General features: G+C 60.7%; 19 protein-coding genes. 7 read left to right on the forward strand and 12 right to left on the reverse strand.

Translation table 11 applies throughout. The features are described from left to right. Positions 1–450, reverse strand: a 450-nt coding sequence (locus tag HX783_RS08850; RefSeq protein ID WP_218175189.1) for an AlgP family protein, incomplete at its 3' end; no start/stop codon positions are given. A 192-nt stretch (positions 451–642) separates the two neighbouring features. On the opposite strand from HX783_RS08850, the gene HX783_RS08855 reads away from it, so the two are divergent. Further along, positions 643–1,320 carry an FKBP-type peptidyl-prolyl cis-trans isomerase gene (locus HX783_RS08855; RefSeq protein ID WP_177016662.1) on the forward strand — a complete coding sequence of 226 codons (678 nt, stop codon included), beginning with the start codon at positions 643–645 and terminating at the stop codon, positions 1,318–1,320. A gap of 54 nt (positions 1,321–1,374) precedes the next feature. On the opposite strand, the gene rsd is transcribed toward HX783_RS08855, so the two are convergent. The 7 genes from rsd to HX783_RS08890 form a co-directional block, all read right to left on the reverse strand. Continuing rightward, entirely contained in the window at positions 1,375–1,833 is a 459-nt protein-coding gene (rsd, locus tag HX783_RS08860; protein WP_177016663.1) for a sigma D regulator, read from the reverse strand. A gap of 211 nt (positions 1,834–2,044) precedes the next feature. Further along, positions 2,045–2,566, reverse strand: coding sequence for a disulfide bond formation protein B (locus tag HX783_RS08865; protein ID WP_177016837.1), 522 nt, complete (start codon positions 2,564–2,566; stop codon positions 2,045–2,047). Positions 2,567–2,802: 236 nt separating this feature from the next. Beyond that, positions 2,803–4,044: a heme biosynthesis protein HemY gene (locus tag HX783_RS08870; protein ID WP_159960896.1), complete on the reverse strand. Its 1,242-nt coding sequence runs from the start codon at positions 4,042–4,044 to the stop codon at positions 2,803–2,805. 5 nt (positions 4,045–4,049) lie between these two features. Next, on the reverse strand, positions 4,050–5,165 hold the full coding sequence (locus HX783_RS08875; protein ID WP_177016664.1) for a uroporphyrinogen-III C-methyltransferase: 1,116 nt from the start codon (positions 5,163–5,165) through the stop codon (positions 4,050–4,052). A gap of 41 nt (positions 5,166–5,206) precedes the next feature. Then, positions 5,207–5,956 carry a uroporphyrinogen-III synthase gene (locus HX783_RS08880; RefSeq protein ID WP_177016665.1) on the reverse strand — a complete coding sequence of 250 codons (750 nt, stop codon included), beginning with the start codon at positions 5,954–5,956 and terminating at the stop codon, positions 5,207–5,209. Continuing rightward, positions 5,953–6,894 (reverse strand): hydroxymethylbilane synthase, encoded by a 942-nt coding sequence (hemC, locus tag HX783_RS08885; protein ID WP_177016666.1) that lies wholly within the window; start codon positions 6,892–6,894, stop codon positions 5,953–5,955. Before hemC ends, HX783_RS08880 begins: the two co-directional genes overlap by 4 nt. A 138-nt stretch (positions 6,895–7,032) precedes the next feature. Further along, entirely contained in the window at positions 7,033–7,779 is a 747-nt protein-coding gene (locus HX783_RS08890; RefSeq protein WP_177016667.1) for a LytTR family DNA-binding domain-containing protein, read from the reverse strand. Between the two features lie 503 nt (positions 7,780–8,282). On the opposite strand from HX783_RS08890, the gene argH reads away from it, so the two are divergent. Next, a complete protein-coding gene (gene argH, locus HX783_RS08895; protein WP_119737267.1) occupies positions 8,283–9,677 on the forward strand; it encodes an argininosuccinate lyase in 1,395 nt (464 codons plus the stop codon). A 137-nt stretch (positions 9,678–9,814) separates the two neighbouring features. On the opposite strand, the gene HX783_RS08900 is transcribed toward argH, so the two are convergent. Further along, positions 9,815–10,474 (reverse strand): glutathione S-transferase family protein, encoded by a 660-nt coding sequence (locus HX783_RS08900; RefSeq protein WP_177016668.1) that lies wholly within the window; start codon positions 10,472–10,474, stop codon positions 9,815–9,817. Between the two features lie 127 nt (positions 10,475–10,601). Here HX783_RS08900 and HX783_RS08905 point away from each other — a divergent pair, with 127 nt between their 5' ends. The 3 genes from HX783_RS08905 to HX783_RS08915 all read left to right on the forward strand — a co-directional run bounded on the left by HX783_RS08905 (position 10,602) and on the right by HX783_RS08915 (position 14,301). After that, positions 10,602–10,886 (forward strand): hypothetical protein, encoded by a 285-nt coding sequence (locus HX783_RS08905; RefSeq protein WP_177016669.1) that lies wholly within the window; start codon positions 10,602–10,604, stop codon positions 10,884–10,886. Positions 10,887–11,037: 151 nt separating this feature from the next. Beyond that, positions 11,038–11,292 (forward strand): TIGR02647 family protein, encoded by a 255-nt coding sequence (locus HX783_RS08910; RefSeq protein WP_010207442.1) that lies wholly within the window; start codon positions 11,038–11,040, stop codon positions 11,290–11,292. A 168-nt stretch (positions 11,293–11,460) separates the two neighbouring features. Further along, positions 11,461–14,301, forward strand: coding sequence for a class I adenylate cyclase (locus HX783_RS08915; protein WP_177016670.1), 2,841 nt, complete (start codon positions 11,461–11,463; stop codon positions 14,299–14,301). Here the strand turns inward: HX783_RS08915 and rnk are convergent. The 3 genes from rnk to cyaY all read right to left on the reverse strand — a co-directional run bounded on the left by rnk (position 14,298) and on the right by cyaY (position 15,393). After that, complete coding sequence (gene rnk / locus HX783_RS08920) at positions 14,298–14,708, reverse strand: nucleoside diphosphate kinase regulator (protein WP_159960910.1); 411 nt, start codon at positions 14,706–14,708, stop codon at positions 14,298–14,300. The two genes, HX783_RS08915 and rnk, sit on opposite strands and share 4 nt — an antisense overlap. Before the next feature lie 131 nt (positions 14,709–14,839). Continuing rightward, a complete protein-coding gene (locus HX783_RS08925) occupies positions 14,840–15,058 on the reverse strand; it encodes a DUF1289 domain-containing protein (RefSeq protein ID WP_177016671.1) in 219 nt (72 codons plus the stop codon). A 2-nt stretch (positions 15,059–15,060) separates the two neighbouring features. After that, the gene (gene cyaY / locus HX783_RS08930) at positions 15,061–15,393 is read right to left on the reverse strand and encodes an iron donor protein CyaY (RefSeq protein ID WP_159960914.1); all 333 of its coding nucleotides are present in this window, start codon (positions 15,391–15,393) and stop codon (positions 15,061–15,063) included. 238 nt (positions 15,394–15,631) lie between these two features. On the opposite strand from cyaY, the gene HX783_RS08935 reads away from it, so the two are divergent. Continuing rightward, the gene (locus HX783_RS08935) at positions 15,632–15,802 is read left to right on the forward strand and encodes a lipoprotein (protein WP_106575828.1); all 171 of its coding nucleotides are present in this window, start codon (positions 15,632–15,634) and stop codon (positions 15,800–15,802) included. Positions 15,803–15,811: 9 nt separating this feature from the next. Further along, positions 15,812–17,059 carry a diaminopimelate decarboxylase gene (gene lysA, locus HX783_RS08940; protein WP_177016672.1) on the forward strand — a complete coding sequence of 416 codons (1,248 nt, stop codon included), beginning with the start codon at positions 15,812–15,814 and terminating at the stop codon, positions 17,057–17,059. The last annotated feature ends 2 nt before the right edge of the window (positions 17,060–17,061 follow it).

Here is a 17,061-nt window from a genome sequence, read left to right on the forward strand (position 1 = left end):
TTTTGCAGCAGCGGTTTTAGCAGCTGGCTTGGCAGCAGCTTTAGCTGGCGTACGCGAGCCCAACACTTTAGCCACGGCCTCTTTCACACGACCAACGCCCTGGGCCAGTTTCAGGCTTTCCTGAGCATCTTTTTTGAGTTGGGAAATGTAGGTGCGGGTTTCAGCTTGGCGATCCTTGAGAGCGTCGAGCAAGTCCTCAAGTTCTTTGACAGCGTCTTTGGCTTTGGCTTGAGCCTTGGCCTTGCCGGCAGTCGCGGCGTCTTGCAGTTTGGTGCGGGATTTGTGCAGCTTTTCTTGCGCTTTACCGCGTTGTTTTTCCAGTTTGGCGAGCAGTTTTTCTGCATCGGCCAAGGCTTGGGAACACGCGTTTTCCAGATGTTCGAGCAAGCTGCCCGAAAGTTGTTGGAGTAAATGCAACGGGGTATTTACAGGCTTCTGTTTGGCCGACATGGTTTACCTCCTGGCTGACGTGGGTGCGGCTCATACTAGCCCTCTGCTCTTACCGCCGCTAGGGCATGTTGACAGTATCGTTTGCCTTGCGTTGCACCGTGAGTAAATTCTTATCGATATAACAAAAAACTGCGGCACTTTTTGCGCACTCACACTGGCATAATCCGTCGCACTTTCGGCGGGAGAATGCTTATGTCGCGTTACCTTTTTCTAGTGCTCGGCTTGGCGGTTTGCGCGGCCAATGCGGGTGAACAATCGCCGCCAAAAACCACTGCCCAAGACCCACATGATCTCGCTTATAGCCTGGGGGCGAGCCTCGGCGAACGCTTGCGCCAAGAGGTCCCGGACCTGCAGATCCAGGCCCTGATCGACGGACTCAAACAAGCCTATCAGGGCAAGCCACTGGCATTGGATAACGCACGCATCGAGCAAATTCTCGCCGAGCACGAGGCAGAAAATGCAGCCGACGCGCAGGCGCCGCAAAGCGAAAAAGCACTGGCTGCAGAGCAGCAATTTTTGGCCAGGGAAAAAGCCGCAGATGGCGTGCGTGAACTCGCGGATGGCATCCTGCTCACAGAGCTGAAGCCTGGCAGTGGCAGCAAGCCGCTGGCCAGTGATGAAGTACAAGTGAACTACGTGGGTCGTTTACCCGATGGGACCGTCTTCGATAAGAGCACTCAGCCGCAATGGTTTCGCCTGGGCAGCGTAATCAGCGGCTGGAGCAGTGCCCTGCAACAAATGCCCGTAGGCGCGAAATGGCGACTGGTGATTCCATCGGCCCAAGCCTATGGCGCCGACGGTGCGGGCGAGTTGATCCCGCCGTATACGCCGCTGGTGTTCGAGATTGAATTGCTCGGCACCCGGCACTGAGCCAATAAAAAACGGCGCGCAATGCGCACCGTTTTTTTATCTCACCGCTGAGGGTCAGGCCTGGGTGGCGGCCTCTTCCTTGTGGGCGTTGTGCAGCACTTCGATCAGGCAGTCTTCCAGTTCGAAACGCTCGTGTAACAGGCCACCCAGCTCTTTGAATTTTTCGGCAACGCATTTGCCGGCATCACACAGGTCTGTGAACTCCAGCAGCTTCTCCGTGATGACATCGATGCGCGGGTAAATAGTCTCTGCCAGGTCCAGACCTCGCTGATCATCAAAGGCTTGCGCTTCCTTTGTCAGCTGCTCGTAGACACCGAAATGTCCGGCAGACACGTAGTCCACCAACACACCACAGAACTCCTGCAACGGTTCACGATTCTCAGCCAGTGCCTCAGGCTTGGCGCCGAGAGCATCAAAGGCCCGAACCAGTTCGTGACGTGCCTTCAACCAGCTGTCGATCAGCTTGTGCACCCCACCCCAGCGTTCCTGAGCATTCTGACAACTTTCCAGCATGATGATCTCTCTTCCCTATAGGGGGCGCTGCCGCTCTGTGCCCGCGCAACACTTCAAGGATAAAAGCGGCAGCCGGACAAGGCCGCATCTGACAATCGGTTTCGATAATGCGTGCGGGCCAGATTATGCCCGCATGACTATGGCTTCAAGGTACGCAGGAGAGAAAGTTCATACAAGTGTTTAATCCTGTCCTACACACTGCGACGTACTTCTATTGCCTCGCCAGGCCCAAGCGGCGGGCGAAAAGCAGCGGTGAAAACTGCATAACGCCCAGGATCAACATCGCCACGAAGAACAACAGGCTCCACTCCGGGAGGCTCAGGTCAAACAGTGTCCAGTTGAGCTCCACGCAGTCGACAGTGCCTTTGACTGTCGACTGCAAGGCCTGCCACAGCGACAGGTTTTCAATCATGTATTGCAGGCTCGGCCAGCAATTGGCGGCCTGCTCAGGTGCGACACTTTGTAACAGCACCTGACGCACTGCAGTGATAGCGCCGAGTAACGCACAGCCCATGCTCGCCAGACCGTAAAAGTAGGCCATGGAGCGCTTTGGGCTATGAAACACAGCCACCAGATTGAGCAACGTGAAAATTGCCAGAAAGAGGCGTTGCACCTGGCAAAGGAAACACGGACGGAGCAGCGCGCCATACTCAAGATAAAAAGACGCACCCAACGTCAGCGCACCAGCCATGAACGCCAGGAGAAACAAGGAGCGTGAAGGGGCCAAAGACATTGTTATCCGTACCGCAAGAGATAGGCCGTTACGGTAGAGGAAAGGCCCGACTCCTTTCAATACGCGCTAGCGCAGACTATTCCGCGAGAGCATGAGGATATGCCGTCAGAACCTGGATGACTTTGAGCAGCTACCAGTAGGAATTCATTACGTAGCGCTTTAGACCGAGTATTTACACGGCAATGGAGGGTTGGCCCTCAGATACGTCTGAGCCAACCTTCGCACTCTTTCCTACTTCAAACTCGTGCAGGTACCGGTAACGGTGACGCCAGCAAACGGCTGTCCAAAAGCCCCAGGCCTTCCTGGAACAACTGGTTACTGCGCTCGGTGTCACCCAGCTGGGCCAGTAGACGCGCCAGCTCGGCACAGGCTTCGGGATTGCGCTGCACCTGCAGGCTGCTTTCCAGGTAATCACGCGCCTTGCCCCACAGACTGTTTTGCAGGCACAGGCGGCCCAGGGTCAGCAGCAAGCTGGCATCCCCCGGATGATCCTTGAGCCAGCCCTCGGCAAACTTCAACTGCCGGGCCGGGTCTGCGCCACGCAGCAAACCGTACAGCCGGATCAGGTGGCTGTCATAACCGCGCTTGATGGCGCCGCGCAGCACTTCCTCGGCTTTGGTATCGGCGCCCAATCGACGCAGTTGCTCGGCGTACGCCAGCACCAGTTGCGGTTGCTGGCGTTGAGCGGAAGTCAGTTGCTCCCAAGCCCGGTCCAGCGCCTGCAAACCCGCTTCGCCTTGTTCTTCGCGCAGGGCAGCCAAGCCCAGGTTTTCACCCCAGGCACGGCGCTCCAGCTCGGCCAGCTCACTGGCCGGCAGGACTTTGTCCTTTCGCAGCTCCGGCAACAGGCGAATCACTGACGACCAGTCGCCCCGCTGCTGATACAGGCGCTGCAACTGACGCAAGACTTGTGGGTTATGGGGATGACGCTCATGCATCGCCTGCAGGGTGACCAAGGCGCCTTCAGTATCGCCACGGTCCATCTGCAACTGCGCATGGCTCAAGGCGACAGCCAGTTCCGCCTGCGGTTGGCGCTCAAGTGCGCGCTCCAGCAAGCCGTCAGACTCTTCGTAACGGCCCTGTTCATTGGCCGCGCGTGCTGCGCCGAGGTAGTACAGCAATGGCTGGCGCTCGGCCTCGGCGGCGCGGTGCAGGTGGCGTTCGGCGCTGGCCCAGCGGCCTTCGGCGAGGTCCATCTGGCCTTGCTCGATCGCGATCTGTACCCGCCGGCTGCGGTTGCGCCGCGACCACGGGTTGACCACGCCACCGGAGGCGGTCACCAGGCCGAGCAGCACGCGGATCAGGTAGATCGCCAGGATGACGATGAACACGGCCGCCAACGTCGCCCACAGGCTCGACTCGTAATGCAGCACATGCGGATAGGTAATCAGCACGTAGCCGGTGTGCTTGGAAATGCCCACGGCCAATGCCAGGGCGATGGCAATCGCCAGCACCAGGATCACATAGAAACGCTTCATCGGCTCTACTCCTTGGTCGCCGGCGTGCCCGCCGACGCCTTGGCTTCATCGGCAGACAGATGACGGCGCTCAAGGTAGGCCTGCACGGCGGCCAAACTGGCAGCCAGGTCCGGCGTGGCCACAGAGACAGCCTTGGGCTCAAGCTCGGCAATACGCGCCAGCATCGCCTTGCTCTGCGGGTTGTCCTGATTGAAATTGTCCTGCAGCACACCGCGCGCCTCACCCAAGGCGCGGCTATACACCGCCGTTTCGCCATTGAGCGCAGCCCATTGGGCTTGCTCCAAGGCCAGGCTCAGGGCCAGGCGCACCTGGTTCAAGCCTTGGCCGGCGAGCAGCGGGCGAATGTTGTCGTCAGGGTTGAAGTCGATGCGGAAGTAGCGGGAGATCTGCTCCCACCACTGGCTCCAGCGGCTGTCGTTATCCGATGTCGGGCGACCTTGGGCAGCCGGCTCGGTGAGCTGGTATTCGGGCGCGATGGCCGCCAATTGCACGACCTGATCACGCAATGCCGCCAGTTGCAGGTACAGCCCGGTGCGGTCCGGCTGCTCGGTACTGCGCAGCGCGGCGAGGCTCTTGGCCAATTGCTCACGCGCGGCGTAGGCGCCCGGATCACTCTGCTCGCGCAGAATTTCGTCGGCGCCCTGGACCAGTGCCTGAGCGCTGTTGATGTCCTGCAGGGCCGAGAGGCGCAAGCTGGCCAGACGGATCAGGTGCTCGGCTTCAGCCAGTCGCCAGTCCTGACGGCTGGCACCCAGCACCGTTTCCAGACGTTGGCTGAGGCGCTGCTGATCACCCTGTAACTGCGCGACCAGACGGCGACGGTCTTCCAGTTCATCCGCCGCAGGCAACTGCGCCAGGCGAGCGGTCAACTGCTGCTGGTTCTGTTTGAGTGATTGGGCTTGGTCATCGAGGGTCTGCACCTGGCCCAGCTGCTGCTGGCTGCTGGCTTGCAGGGCGCGGACCTGCCAGATGCCCCAACCGCCGGCGGCAACACCAGCGGCGCCGAGCAGCAAGGCGACGATTGCCAGGCCATTGCCACGGCGTGGCGCGGTGACCGGTGACTCAGCGGGCGCATCAAGTACGGGCTGGGCTTCATCTTTAGGCAAGGCTGTTTCGCTCACGTATCCGTCCTTTGCGTATCAGAGAGTGGGCGCGGCATGCCTCATAGGGCACTGCTGCGTAACGCCACTAACAAAGCCGCGGCACTCGCGCCGCGACAATCCACAACTTTTTCTGCGCCAGCGGCCCGCGCCATTTCATAGACCCGCGGGCTGGGCACGAACAACGGCAGCTGCGCCACCTCAGGCCAATCTTCGCCGGCCAGGGCTTGCAGGTGCAAAAAACCCTGCCCACTGCTGACCACTACGCCATTCAAGCGTTCCAACTGGATGCGTTGCATCAACGCCCCGGCGTCGTATACCGGAAGGAGACGACGATACAACTCCAGATAGTCGACACTAGCACCTTGCTCGCGTAAACGCTCAGCCAGCAGCTCCCGCCCACCCTCGCCACGCAGGATCAGCACACGGGCACCGGGGCGTGCGATAGCCTCGCGCAAGGCCGGTAATGCAAGCAAGGCCTCGCTGTCGTCGCCACTGGGCGGATAGTGAACGTTAAGGCCGTGGTCGGCCAGAACCTGCGCAGTGGCGGCACCGACGCTGAACCACGGCAACTGCGGCCAGGGCTGATCCAACAGGTGCAAAGCAAGTCGCGCCGCCGGTTTGCTGACCACAATGACCGCGCTATAACGGCCCAGGTCACGAAAAACCGCGTGTTGCTCGGCCGTCACCGGCAAGGCTTCGATGTCCAGCAGAGGCAAGCTGCTGCTGAAAATGCCGGCTTCGGATAACGTCGCGGCCAGGGCCGATGACTCCTCGGCAGGCCGCGTCAGCAGCACACGCCAGTCGGTCACTGCGGGCCGGCCTCGCCGTAGACTTTCTGGAGAATGGCGCCAGCGCCTTTTTCCAATAGCTCCTCTGCCACCTGGATACCCAGGGCAGTCGCGTCACGCTGTGGCCCGCGCACCTCGGCGGTGAGCAGCGTGCCGCCAGCCGGATCGCCGACCAGGCCACGCAGCCAAAGGTTTTCACCTTCGAGCACGGCGTAACAGGCAATCGGCACCTGACAGCCACCGTTGAGGTGTTTGTTCAAGGCGCGTTCGGCCGTCACACGAATCTCGGTGTCTTGGTGATCAAGGGGTTTGAGCAGGGCGTGGATTTCACTGTCGGCGGTGCGGCATTCAATGCCCACTGCGCCCTGCCCGCCTGCGGGCAAGCTGTCTTCGACGCTGATGGCCGAGGTGATCCGGTCTTCGAAACCGAGGCGAATCAAACCGGCTGCTGCGAGGATAATCGCGTCATATTCGCCAGCATCCAGCTTGGCCAGGCGAGTGTTGACGTTGCCACGCAGAAAGCGGATTTGCAGGTCTGGGCGCCGGGTCAGCAACTGCGCCTGGCGGCGCAGGCTCGAGGTGCCGACGATACTGCCCAACGGCAGCTCATCCAGCGACGCGTAAGCGTTGGAAACGAACGCATCGCGCGGGTCTTCGCGCTCGCAGATGCAATACAGGCCCAGGCCTTCGGGGAAGTCCATCGGCACGTCTTTCATCGAATGCACGGCGATGTCGGCTTCGTTTTCGAGCAGCGCGGTTTCCAGTTCCTTGACGAACAGGCCCTTGCCGCCAATCTTCGACAATGGCGAGTCCAGCAGCTTGTCGCCGCGACTGACCATGGGCACAAGAGACACTTTGAGACCCGGATGGGCCTGCTCAAGACGTGCTTTTACGTATTCGGCCTGCCACAAGGCCAAAGCGCTTTTACGGGTGGCGATGCGGATTTCGCGAGAGGACATGGATCAATCCGTACTGAATAGATACGGCAGATAATAACAGCTCAGGCAAATACGCTTTGATTTGAATCAGCAAGTGCGGGGCCTCCCTGGCCGCATCGCACCGGGATAAAGCATGCAGGCCTCACCAAAGCCCTTGGGCTAAAGCTGCTGCATCATCTTGCGCACACCGGCGACGTGGCGGCGGCTGACGATCAAGGCGTCGCCATTGAGCCCTTTCAGGAACAACTGAAAGTGCCCCAGGGGCGTGCGCTGCAGACGCTCTATTCGCTCGCGAGCCACCAGCGCGTTGCGGTGGATGCGCACAAAGCGGTCGCCGAATTCATCTTCAAGGGCCTTGAGCGGCTCATCGAGCAAGACTTCGCCAGTCTCGTGACGCAGGGTCACGTACTTGTGGTCAGCGATAAAATAGACCACCTGGCTCAGGGGAATCAGCTCGATACCTTTGCGGGTCCGCGCGCTGATATGGCTACGCGGCCCGTTGCCACTTTGCGCCGCCGGCTGGGTCAGCGCGGCGAGCTGGACGCGGTTGGGGCGCTCGGCTTTTTTCAGGGCCTTGAGCAACGCCTCGGCGGTCACCGGCTTGGCGACAAAGCTGACACCGCTGTCTTCGAGCGTCTGCGCAGAAAACTCTTCTTGAGCTGCGCATAACACCACGGCAGGCGGCGATTCTCGCTCGCTCAGGCGGGCGGCCACTTGCAAGCCATCAAGGCCTGGCAGGCGAATATCGAGCAACACCAAGTCCGGCTTGAGGCTGTCGATCAGCGTCAACGCCTCCTCGCCGTTGGTGGCGCTCGGTTCAAGGACTGTATAACCCTCGAGTTCACTGACCAGACGGCTCAGTCGCTCGCGGGCTTGGGGTTCGTCATCAACGATCAGGACATTCATATTGCGCTGGATTCCTGCGTGAGTCTCGCACAAGGATAGCGTAGACAGGTGCGGTGACTTGCGTCACAGCGATCCACGCTAAGACTAGCGCGAGCGGCAAAAAGTGCCCTGAGAGCGGCACCCATATTTACCCGGACCTGTTCAATAGCGCCCAAGACCTGCTGCCTGCGGGCATCGTCGTAGGGTTTGCTGATACACAATCCGAATACCCCCCTTTTTTAATGGATAGTCTGGGCTATGACCGCATCACCCGACTTTGGTGCATTCCCACACTATCAGTCCAACTGTAGACGCTGGCTGAGACGACATTGCTCAATCGACAAATATCGTTTCAATAAGCCCCTGCCTCCAGTCTCGTCCTGGACGCGTTCGGCGGCAAGGCACTTAGCCATCCTTCGCACAAATAAAAATGCCGACCACCCGCAGCACCGCCTCCACGGGCAACCCTGTTATTATCGGCGGCACACCTCCACGCCTCTTTTAAGCAGATCACGAGCGAATCCATGAGCACCGACAAGACCAACCAGTCCTGGGGCGGCCGCTTCAGTGAACCCGTCGACGCCTTCGTCGCGCGCTTCACCGCCTCCGTCACTTTCGACCAGCGCCTGTACCGCCACGACATCATGGGCTCGATCGCCCACGCCACGATGCTGGCCAAGGTCGGCGTACTGACCGACGCCGAGCGCGACAGCATCATCGATGGCCTGACCACCATTCGCGGTGAGATCGAGGCCGGCACGTTCGACTGGCGCGTCGATCTGGAAGACGTGCACATGAACATCGAGGCGCGCCTCACCGACCGCATCGGTGTGACCGGCAAGAAACTGCACACCGGTCGCAGCCGTAACGACCAGGTGGCCACCGATATCCGCCTGTGGCTGCGTGACGAAATCGACTTGATCCTGGGCGAAATCACGCGCCTGCAAAAAGGTTTGCTGGAGCAGGCCGAGCGTGAGTCCGGCACCATCATGCCCGGCTTCACCCACCTGCAAACCGCACAGCCTGTGACGTTCGGCCACCACCTGCTGGCCTGGTTCGAAATGCTCAGCCGCGACTACGAGCGCCTGGTGGATTGCCGCAAGCGCGCCAACCGCATGCCGCTGGGCAGCGCTGCGCTGGCCGGCACCACTTACCCGATCGACCGCGAGTACACCGCACAACTGCTGGGTTTCGACGCGGTGGGCGGCAACTCCCTGGACGGCGTGTCGGACCGTGACTTCGCCATCGAATTCTGCGCCGCGGCCAGCATCGCGATGATGCACTTGTCGCGCTTCTCCGAAGAGCTGGTGCTGTGGACCAGTGCGCAGTTCCAGTTCATCGACCTGCCGGACCGCTTCTGCACCGGCAGCTCGATCATGCCGCAAAAGAAAAACCCCGACGTGCCCGAGCTGGTACGTGGCAAAAGCGGCCGCGTGTTCGGCGCGCTGATGGGCCTGCTGACCTTGATGAAGGGCCAACCGCTGGCCTACAACAAGGACAACCAGGAAGACAAAGAGCCGCTGTTCGACGCCGCCGACACGCTGCGTGATTCGCTGCGTGCGTTTGCCGACATGATCCCGGCGATCAAGCCCAAGCACGCGATCATGCGTGAAGCAGCGCTGCGCGGGTTCTCCACCGCGACCGATTTGGCGGACTACCTGGTGCGCCGTGGCCTGCCGTTCCGTGACTGCCACGAAATCGTCGGCCATGCCGTGAAGTACGGCGTAGATACCGGCAAGGACCTGGCGGAAATGAGCCTGGAAGAACTGCGCCAGTTCAGCGACCAGATTGAGCAGGACGTATTCGCCGTGCTGACCCTGGAAGGCTCGGTGAATGCCCGCAACCACGTGGGCGGCACTGCGCCGGCGCAGGTCAAGGCCGCCGTGGTGCGTGGCCAGGAACTGCTCGCCAGCCGCTAAAAAGCCTCAGACCCGCGCGGTCAAGAATGTAGGAGCGGGCTTGCTCGCGAATACGGTAGACCAGTCGCCATATGTATTGACTGACACACCGCTTTCGCGAGCAAGCCCGCTCCCACATTTGATTTGTGCACGGCTGATTATTTCTTGGCCGCAATCATCGCCATAAACGCCGGCATCGCTGACTCCCTGTCCGCCGCAACCCTCTTGGCGTTAGGCATCTCGTGCAAGCGCTCCAGCAACGCTTTGGCCTTCGGCAAATCTGCCAGCAAATCCAGGCCAAACAGCTTCTCGCCCACTGCACAGGCGAGGTTCACGCTGTACATGAAATACAGATCGGCAATCGTAAAGTTATCCCCCGCCACGTACGGCGCAAACTTGCCGTGTCGCCCCAAAGAACCGATCCCCAACAGCAACTCGGCCCTGGATTTTTCCTTGATCGCCTCCGGCACCGGCATTGCGAAGAACGCCTCGGCGAAACACGCGCGGGCGGGCAATTCGATGTACAGCTCGATCTCCCTGCACAGCGCCAGCACCTGCGCACGCTGGAAAGGCTCGGCGGGCAGCAGTGACGGGCCTTCCTGGGTGTGTTCGAGGTACTCAAGGATCACGCTGGTTTCGTTGATAAACCCTTGTTTGACGCCCAGCACCGGCACTTTGCCGCGCGGGCTAACGGCCAGGGCTTCCGGGGTCTGGCCCGCATAAAACGGCACCTCTTCAAACGGCAAACCTTTCTCCAGCAGCGCCAGTTTGACCATGTTGTAGTAGTTGCTGACCGAAAATCCGTAAAGCTTGAGCATCGCGAATGCCTCCAGGCCGGGTGTGGGGTTGGCTGCAGAAGTTATAGAGCGTCGAACCCGACCTGACCAGCAGCATCACCCGCCTGAATGGGCGTAGACTGGCGCCCTTTCCTTGAGGAGCCCCGCCATGAGCGAGCCAACCGATATCGACAACGACGAAGAAGAGTTCACTGAAAGTACGCTGACCCAGGCCATCGAAAACCAGATCGAAAGCGACAACCCGCCTGCGGCCAAGGCCACCTTCAACAAGCTGACCCTGGTCGGTTATGAGCGTGATGACATCTTGAACCTCATGGCCCACGTGCTGGCCGTGGAGATCGACAAGATGCTCGAAGACGATCGCGCATTCAATACCGAATGGTACGAAACCGCACTGCGGGCACTGCCCGAGCTGCCGCCCGAAAACGACTGAATCCAGTACCTTTGTGGCCTGGAAGCCTGCTTCCTCGCCACAAACCTGCGCCATATCAAGACCCACGACTTTCTCACTGGACAGCCCGGCAAAGTGCGTTCACCTTATGCCCTGCTAGCCTCTAATAAATTTTAGAAAGTCTGGAGTCCTTATGTCGTATACCCCTGAGTTGGTTGCCGAACTGGAAATCCTTGTACTCTTTCCCTTGGACAGCACCAAGGAAGGTCTGAAAGTCCACCAGACCGCCGCCCCCACTGCCATCGCCGCTGCCAAGCGCCTCCATGCGAAAGGCCTTATCGACCAGCCAGACGGGGGCTACCTGACCAGCCTTGGCCGTGACGCTGCCGAGCAAGCCCAAACCCTGCTGACCATCCTGACCACCGCCACCACCAAAGAAGCTGCCTGACACCTGATCCCGCCCATGGAGTCCGCCTTCTGCGGATTCCGAGGGCGCTGCTGTGGAAGACACAAAATTCTGACGTCAATAACCCTTTCCCTCTAAACCTCCTACGCTTCTGGCTGTAAACTCCTACACGGCCGCCCACGTCGGGCTCTGCGAGCCAACGACCTAGAAATGACCCGCACCCACGAAATCCGCCCCGACCTGGACGAAGGCATCGACCGCAAGGTGCTGGCCCAGCTGCGCGCGCGGTTCATGGCCCTCAATGCAGGCCGCATGGCCCGGGCCGTCGAGGGGCTGACGCCTCGCCAGCAAAGCGTGCTGACCCTGTTGCCGCTGTTTTTCCACGTCAATCATCCGTTGCTGCCAGGCTATGTCTCGGGCAGTACGCCAGCAGGCCTGTCGAACTTCGAGCCCGACGCCCAGGCGCTTACCGAAGCCCAGCGCTTGACCCGCTCGTTCTCCTACAAGCCACGTCATGGCAACCCGCCCCGGCCGATCCACGGCCTGTTCCTGATGGGCAGCCTCGGCACCCTGGCCCAAGCGGATCAGAGCGACATGGACGTGTGGGTGTGCCATGCGCCGGACCTTGGCGACACCGAACTGGCCGAGCTGCGCAAAAAGTGCCAGTTGCTGGAAGCCTGGGCCTTGACCATGGGCGCCGAGGCGCACTTTTTCCTGATCGAGCCGACGCGCTTTGTACTCGGTGAGCGCGACACGCAACTGAGCTCCGACGACTGCGGCACCACCCAGCATTATTTGTTACTGGATGAGTTCTACCGCACCGCCATCTGGCTGGCCGGGCGCACGCCGATTTGGTGGCTGGTACCGGTGTACGAAGAAACCCGCTACGCCGAATTCACCCACACGCTGATTTCCAAGCGTTTTATCCGCGCTGATGAAACCCTGGACCTGGGCCACCTGGCTCACATTCCGCCAGGCGAGTTCATCGGCGCCGGGCTGTGGCAACTGTTCAAGGGCATCGAGTCGCCTTACAAATCGGTGCTCAAGCTGCTGCTGACTGAGGTCTACGCCAGCGAACATCCGAACGTGCATTGCCTGAGCCTGCGCTTCAAGCGTGCGGTGTTTGCCAACCAGATGGACCTGGATGAGCTGGACCCGTACATCGTGGTCTACCGCCGCATCGAGGAATACCTCAAGGCGCGCAACGAGCCGGAACGCCTGGAACTTGTAAGGCGCGCGCTGTACCTGAAGGTCAACCGCAAGCTCAGCGCCGGCCAACGCGGCACAAGCTGGCAGCGATTGTTGCTGGAACGCCTGGCCCATGAATGGGGCTGGGACCAACGCCAACTGGCCTTGCTGGACAGCCGCAGCCAGTGGAAAGTGCGCCAGGTCGCCTCCGAGCGCCGCGCACTGGTCAATGAGCTCAATTACAGCTATCGCTTCCTCACTCAGTTCGCCCGCACCGAGCAGACCGTCAGCCTGATCAACAAACGCGATCTCAACGTGCTCGGCCGTCGCCTGTATGCGGCGTTCGAACGCAAGGCCGGCAAGGTCGAGTTCATCAACCCCGGCATCGCCCCGGATTTGGCCGAAGACACCCTGACCCTGGTGCAATCGCCCAACCGCAAAGAGCCCGGCCAACACCATTGGGGCCTGTACAACGGCAACCTCACGGCGCTGGAATGGGAGCACTTCGCACCGATCAAGCGCAGCCGCGACCTGTTGGAAATGCTCACCTGGTGCCACCGCAACGGCGTGATCGACAGCAGCACTCGCCTGGCGCTGCACCCGGGCGTCAGCGACATGACCGAATTCGAACTGTTCAACCTGCTGGGCAGCCTGCAACAGACCATCGCCCTGCCCTTGGCCAGCGTCGATGAAGAGCGTTTATTGCGCTCGGCGGTGCCGGAAGAAGTGCTGCTACTGATCAACGTCGGCGTCGACCCGCTCAAGCATCACCGTGACCTGAATATCCTGATGACCACCGAGCGCACCGACTCCTTGAGCTATGCCGGTGTGCGCGACAACCTGGTATTGACCCTGGATCAGGTCACGCTCAACAGTTGGAACGAAGTGCTGGTCAGCCGCTACGACGGCCCCCACGCGCTGCTCGATTGCCTGCGCGACTACCTCAACCAGCTACCGCCGGACCACTTGCCACGCCTGCGGGTGCGTTGTTTCTGTCACAACCGTGCGCAGTTCATTGCCCAGCGCGTAGAGGAAATCTTCGACACCGCGCAGAACCTGTTGCTGGGTCAGGGCAATCACCGCTACTTGCTGCAGGTGCAGCAGCACTACCACGTGATGGAACTGATGCCGGGCCAGGCCACCCATGTGTCACTGCCGACCCAGGATGCGCTGATCGCCTACCTCAGTGAAGAACTGGCCAGCTACAGCCCGCTGCACCTGGACGCCATGGCCCTGGAAGACCACGACCTCGCGCTGCTGTTGCCCATGGGCCTGGCCGATTGTGTGCAGGTGTTCTACCGGGTCAATGAAGGCTTCGCCGAGTTGTATGTGCTGGATGAATTCAACGCGCTGTGGCAGCAACGCTTGCCGTACCATGACGAACAAAGCCTGTTGGCGCCGTTGCAGCGTTTTCTGCAGTCGATCATCTATCGCCGCGAAGCGCTCTCGCCGCTGGACACGCACCAGCCGTTGGGCGAAGTGCAAACCTTGTATTACCAACTGTTGCCGTCTGGCAGCCATCGCGCACGTGGCATCGAGCCACGGCCAGCCCCTCAGAATCCCGCCAACAAGCCGTTTTATGACGTGCAGGCGATTATCGGCAAGGCCGCGCCCGGCCAGGTCGGCATCACGTTGTACTGTAATCAACGGGAGTTTTCGGAGTTGGAGTTCGGCGACCAACTGTTTGCAGTGGTCGCCCAGGAAATCGTCGGGCAGCGCCGGGAAACCGAGCGCTACCGCTGCTACATCACCGACCTGGACCTGTCCGGCCTGCTCGGTGACGTGCAAAGCCCGAGCAACTTGTACCTGCGCTACAAGGCCGAGCTGGAGTTGTCACTGAATGCGGCGCTGAGCCAGATTTAGAGCAGGAAGGCGCCGCCATCTTTGGGCTGGCCTTCAACACTGAGCAATTCCAGCTTGAGGGTCTTGCCGCCCGGCGCCGGCCAGTCGATGTGCTGGCCCACTTGCAGGCCGAGCAACGCGCTGCCCACCGGCGCCAGGATCGAGATCTTGCCTTCGTCGGCATTCGCGTCCTTGGGGTAAACCAGGGTCAGGTGATAGTCCTTGCCGCTGCCTTGCTCACGGCAATGCACGCGGGAGTTCATGGTCACGACACTTGCAGGCACTTCATCGTGGCCAACTTGATCGGCACGGTCGAGCTCGGCTTGCAATGCTTCGACGCCGGGAAACTCGTCGCCCAAGCGGTCGATCAGTTGCTCCAGACGCTGCACGTCAAGACGGGTGAGGATGATGGAAGGTGCGGTGGTCATGATTCAGGCAGACTCCTTTTTTCTGCACAAAAAAGCAAAACCCCGCCAGGAAAAGGCGGGGTTCTCACGGACCTCGATGAGTTGAGGTGTACCCGGACACTACCACAGCGTCACAAATAAACAAGACGACCTCAGGCGAGGCTCCGACGCTGTTCGGCCTCGGCGCAGATCACCCGGCGCCGGGCATCGTCGGCGGAGCGCCATTCACGGATGTCTTCCACGTGGCGGAAGCAGCCGAGGCAGACTTTTTGCTCGTCCAGGCGACACAAACTGATACAAGGTGACGGCACCGCCGGGCTGACATTGCTGAACAGCGGCTTGGGTGGGCGTACAGGTGCAGGCTGGGTCACGATCAAATCTCGTCGAAGTCCAGCTCGACGCCGGCTTGTTCTTGAACCAGGCGTGCGAGCATTTCGCTCAACAGCTCATCGCTGGTATCGCACTGCCAATTGTTGTCTTCTTCGTTGAAGTCGAAGTGAAAACCACCCGAACGCGCCGCCAGCCACAACTGACGCAGCGGCTCCTGGCGGCTGAAGATCAGTTGGGTGCCGTTTTCAAACTTGACGGTCAGCACGCCGGCCGAGTTTTCCAGGTCCACGTCCAGGCCGCTGTCGTCGAAAATATCTTCCAGCGCCTGCTGGGTCGAATCCACCAGGTCGTGAAAACGGGCTTCGGTCAAACTCATTGTGGCAACCTCAAAAGTGTCTGGTTTTGCTCAAGCGCCGCACGATACGGGCGAGCCCCGCTTATTGCAAAGGATACCGAGTTCATTACCGATGGCGGTATGAAATATCCACGGCCAGCGTAGCCTGCTTCCCAACCATCTCGGCAAACCCCCGCCGGACGGGTATTCCGGCGCATAGGCAAGCTGGCGGGTGGTCGGTATACTCGGGCGCAATTAATGCATATTCAAGGATTTCGCCATGAAGCGCCTGATCTCTTCCCTTGCTGCGCTCGTCGCGGTCGCTTGCCTCGTTAGTGCCTGTGGTCAAAAAGGCCCGCTGTACCTGCCCGATGACAGCAAAGACCCAAATGATCAGGCGCAGTCGTCACAAAAGCCGTCAAAGGCGCACAAGCACGACACCTATCAATAAGGGAAACCCATGGACGCTTTTAACTACCGGGACGGCGAGCTGTTCGCGGAAGGCGTGGCGCTGTCCGCAATTGCCGAGCGCTTTGGCACCCCGACTTACGTGTACTCACGTGCGCACATCGAAGCCCAATACCGCACCTTTGCCGACGCGCTGGAAGGCACGCCGAGCCTGGTGTGCTACGCCGTCAAGGCCAACTCCAACCTGGGTGTACTGAATGTCCTGGCGCGTCTCGGCGCTGGTTTCGACATCGTTTCCCGTGGTGAACTGGAGCGCGTGCTGGCGGCCGGCGGCCAACCTGACAAGATCGTATTCTCCGGCGTCGGCAAGAGCCGCGAAGACATGCGCCGCGCCCTTGAAGTGGGCGTGCATTGTTTCAACGTAGAATCCACCGATGAGCTGGAGCGCCTGCAAGTGGTCGCCGCCGAGATGGGCGTTCGCGCGCCGATCTCCCTGCGCGTCAACCCGGACGTCGATGCCGGCACCCATCCGTACATTTCCACCGGCCTTAAAGAGAACAAGTTCGGCATCGCCATTGCCGATGCCGAGGACGTGTACATCCGCGCCGCGCAGTTGCCGAACCTGGAAGTGCTGGGTGTCGACTGCCATATCGGCTCGCAACTGACCAGCCTGCCACCTTTCCTCGATGCACTCGACCGCCTGCTGGCGTTGATCGACCGCTTGGGCGAATGCGGCATTTACCTGCACCACATCGACCTCGGCGGCGGCGTAGGCGTGCGCTATCGCGATGAAGAGCCGCCGCTGGTGGCTGACTACATCAAGGCCGTGCGCGAGCGCACCGAAGGCCGTGACCTGACGCTGATGTTCGAGCCCGGCCGTTATGTCGTCGCCAACGCCGGCGTGCTGCTGACTCAGGTCGAGTACCTCAAGCACACCGAGCACAAGGATTTCGCCATCGTCGATGCGGCGATGAACGACCTGATCCGCCCGGCGCTGTACCAGGCCTGGATGAACGTCACCGCCGTGACGCCTCGCGAAGGCGAAGGCCGCGCCTACGACATCGTCGGCCCGATCTGCGAGACCGGCGACTTCCTGGCCAAGGAGCGTCAGCTGGCCCTGGAAGAAGGCGACCTGCTGGCCGTGCATTCGGCCGGTGCCTACGGGTTTGTCATGAGTTCCAACTACAACACCCGCGGCCGTGCCGCCGAGGTGCTGGTGGACGGTGATCAAGCGTTTGAAGTGCGTCGCCGCGAGACGGTAGCCGAGTTGTATGCTGGCGAAAGCCTGCTGCCGGAGTAAGC

This window comes from Pseudomonas sp. D2002 (genome assembly GCF_013385735.1).
Classification (GTDB): domain Bacteria; phylum Pseudomonadota; class Gammaproteobacteria; order Pseudomonadales; family Pseudomonadaceae; genus Aquipseudomonas.

Excerpts from the sequence above, each read along its gene's own strand:
- HX783_RS08855 (WP_177016662.1), top strand. The coding sequence starts at position 643 with ATGTCGCGTTACCTTTTTCTAGTGCTCGGCTTGGCGGTTTGCGCGGCC.
- rsd (WP_177016663.1), bottom strand. The coding sequence starts at position 1,833 with ATGCTGGAAAGTTGTCAGAATGCTCAGGAACGCTGGGGTGGGGTGCAC.
- HX783_RS08865 (WP_177016837.1), bottom strand. The coding sequence starts at position 2,566 with ATGTCTTTGGCCCCTTCACGCTCCTTGTTTCTCCTGGCGTTCATGGCT.
- HX783_RS08870 (WP_159960896.1), bottom strand. The coding sequence starts at position 4,044 with ATGAAGCGTTTCTATGTGATCCTGGTGCTGGCGATTGCCATCGCCCTG.
- hemC (WP_177016666.1), bottom strand. The coding sequence starts at position 6,894 with ATGTCCTCTCGCGAAATCCGCATCGCCACCCGTAAAAGCGCTTTGGCC.
- HX783_RS08890 (WP_177016667.1), bottom strand. The coding sequence starts at position 7,779 with ATGAATGTCCTGATCGTTGATGACGAACCCCAAGCCCGCGAGCGACTG.
- argH (WP_119737267.1), top strand. The coding sequence starts at position 8,283 with ATGAGCACCGACAAGACCAACCAGTCCTGGGGCGGCCGCTTCAGTGAA.
- HX783_RS08900 (WP_177016668.1), bottom strand. The coding sequence starts at position 10,474 with ATGCTCAAGCTTTACGGATTTTCGGTCAGCAACTACTACAACATGGTC.
- HX783_RS08905 (WP_177016669.1), top strand. The coding sequence starts at position 10,602 with ATGAGCGAGCCAACCGATATCGACAACGACGAAGAAGAGTTCACTGAA.
- HX783_RS08910 (WP_010207442.1), top strand. The coding sequence starts at position 11,038 with ATGTCGTATACCCCTGAGTTGGTTGCCGAACTGGAAATCCTTGTACTC.
- HX783_RS08915 (WP_177016670.1), top strand. The coding sequence starts at position 11,461 with ATGACCCGCACCCACGAAATCCGCCCCGACCTGGACGAAGGCATCGAC.
- rnk (WP_159960910.1), bottom strand. The coding sequence starts at position 14,708 with ATGACCACCGCACCTTCCATCATCCTCACCCGTCTTGACGTGCAGCGT.
- cyaY (WP_159960914.1), bottom strand. The coding sequence starts at position 15,393 with ATGAGTTTGACCGAAGCCCGTTTTCACGACCTGGTGGATTCGACCCAG.
- HX783_RS08935 (WP_106575828.1), top strand. The coding sequence starts at position 15,632 with ATGAAGCGCCTGATCTCTTCCCTTGCTGCGCTCGTCGCGGTCGCTTGC.
- lysA (WP_177016672.1), top strand. The coding sequence starts at position 15,812 with ATGGACGCTTTTAACTACCGGGACGGCGAGCTGTTCGCGGAAGGCGTG.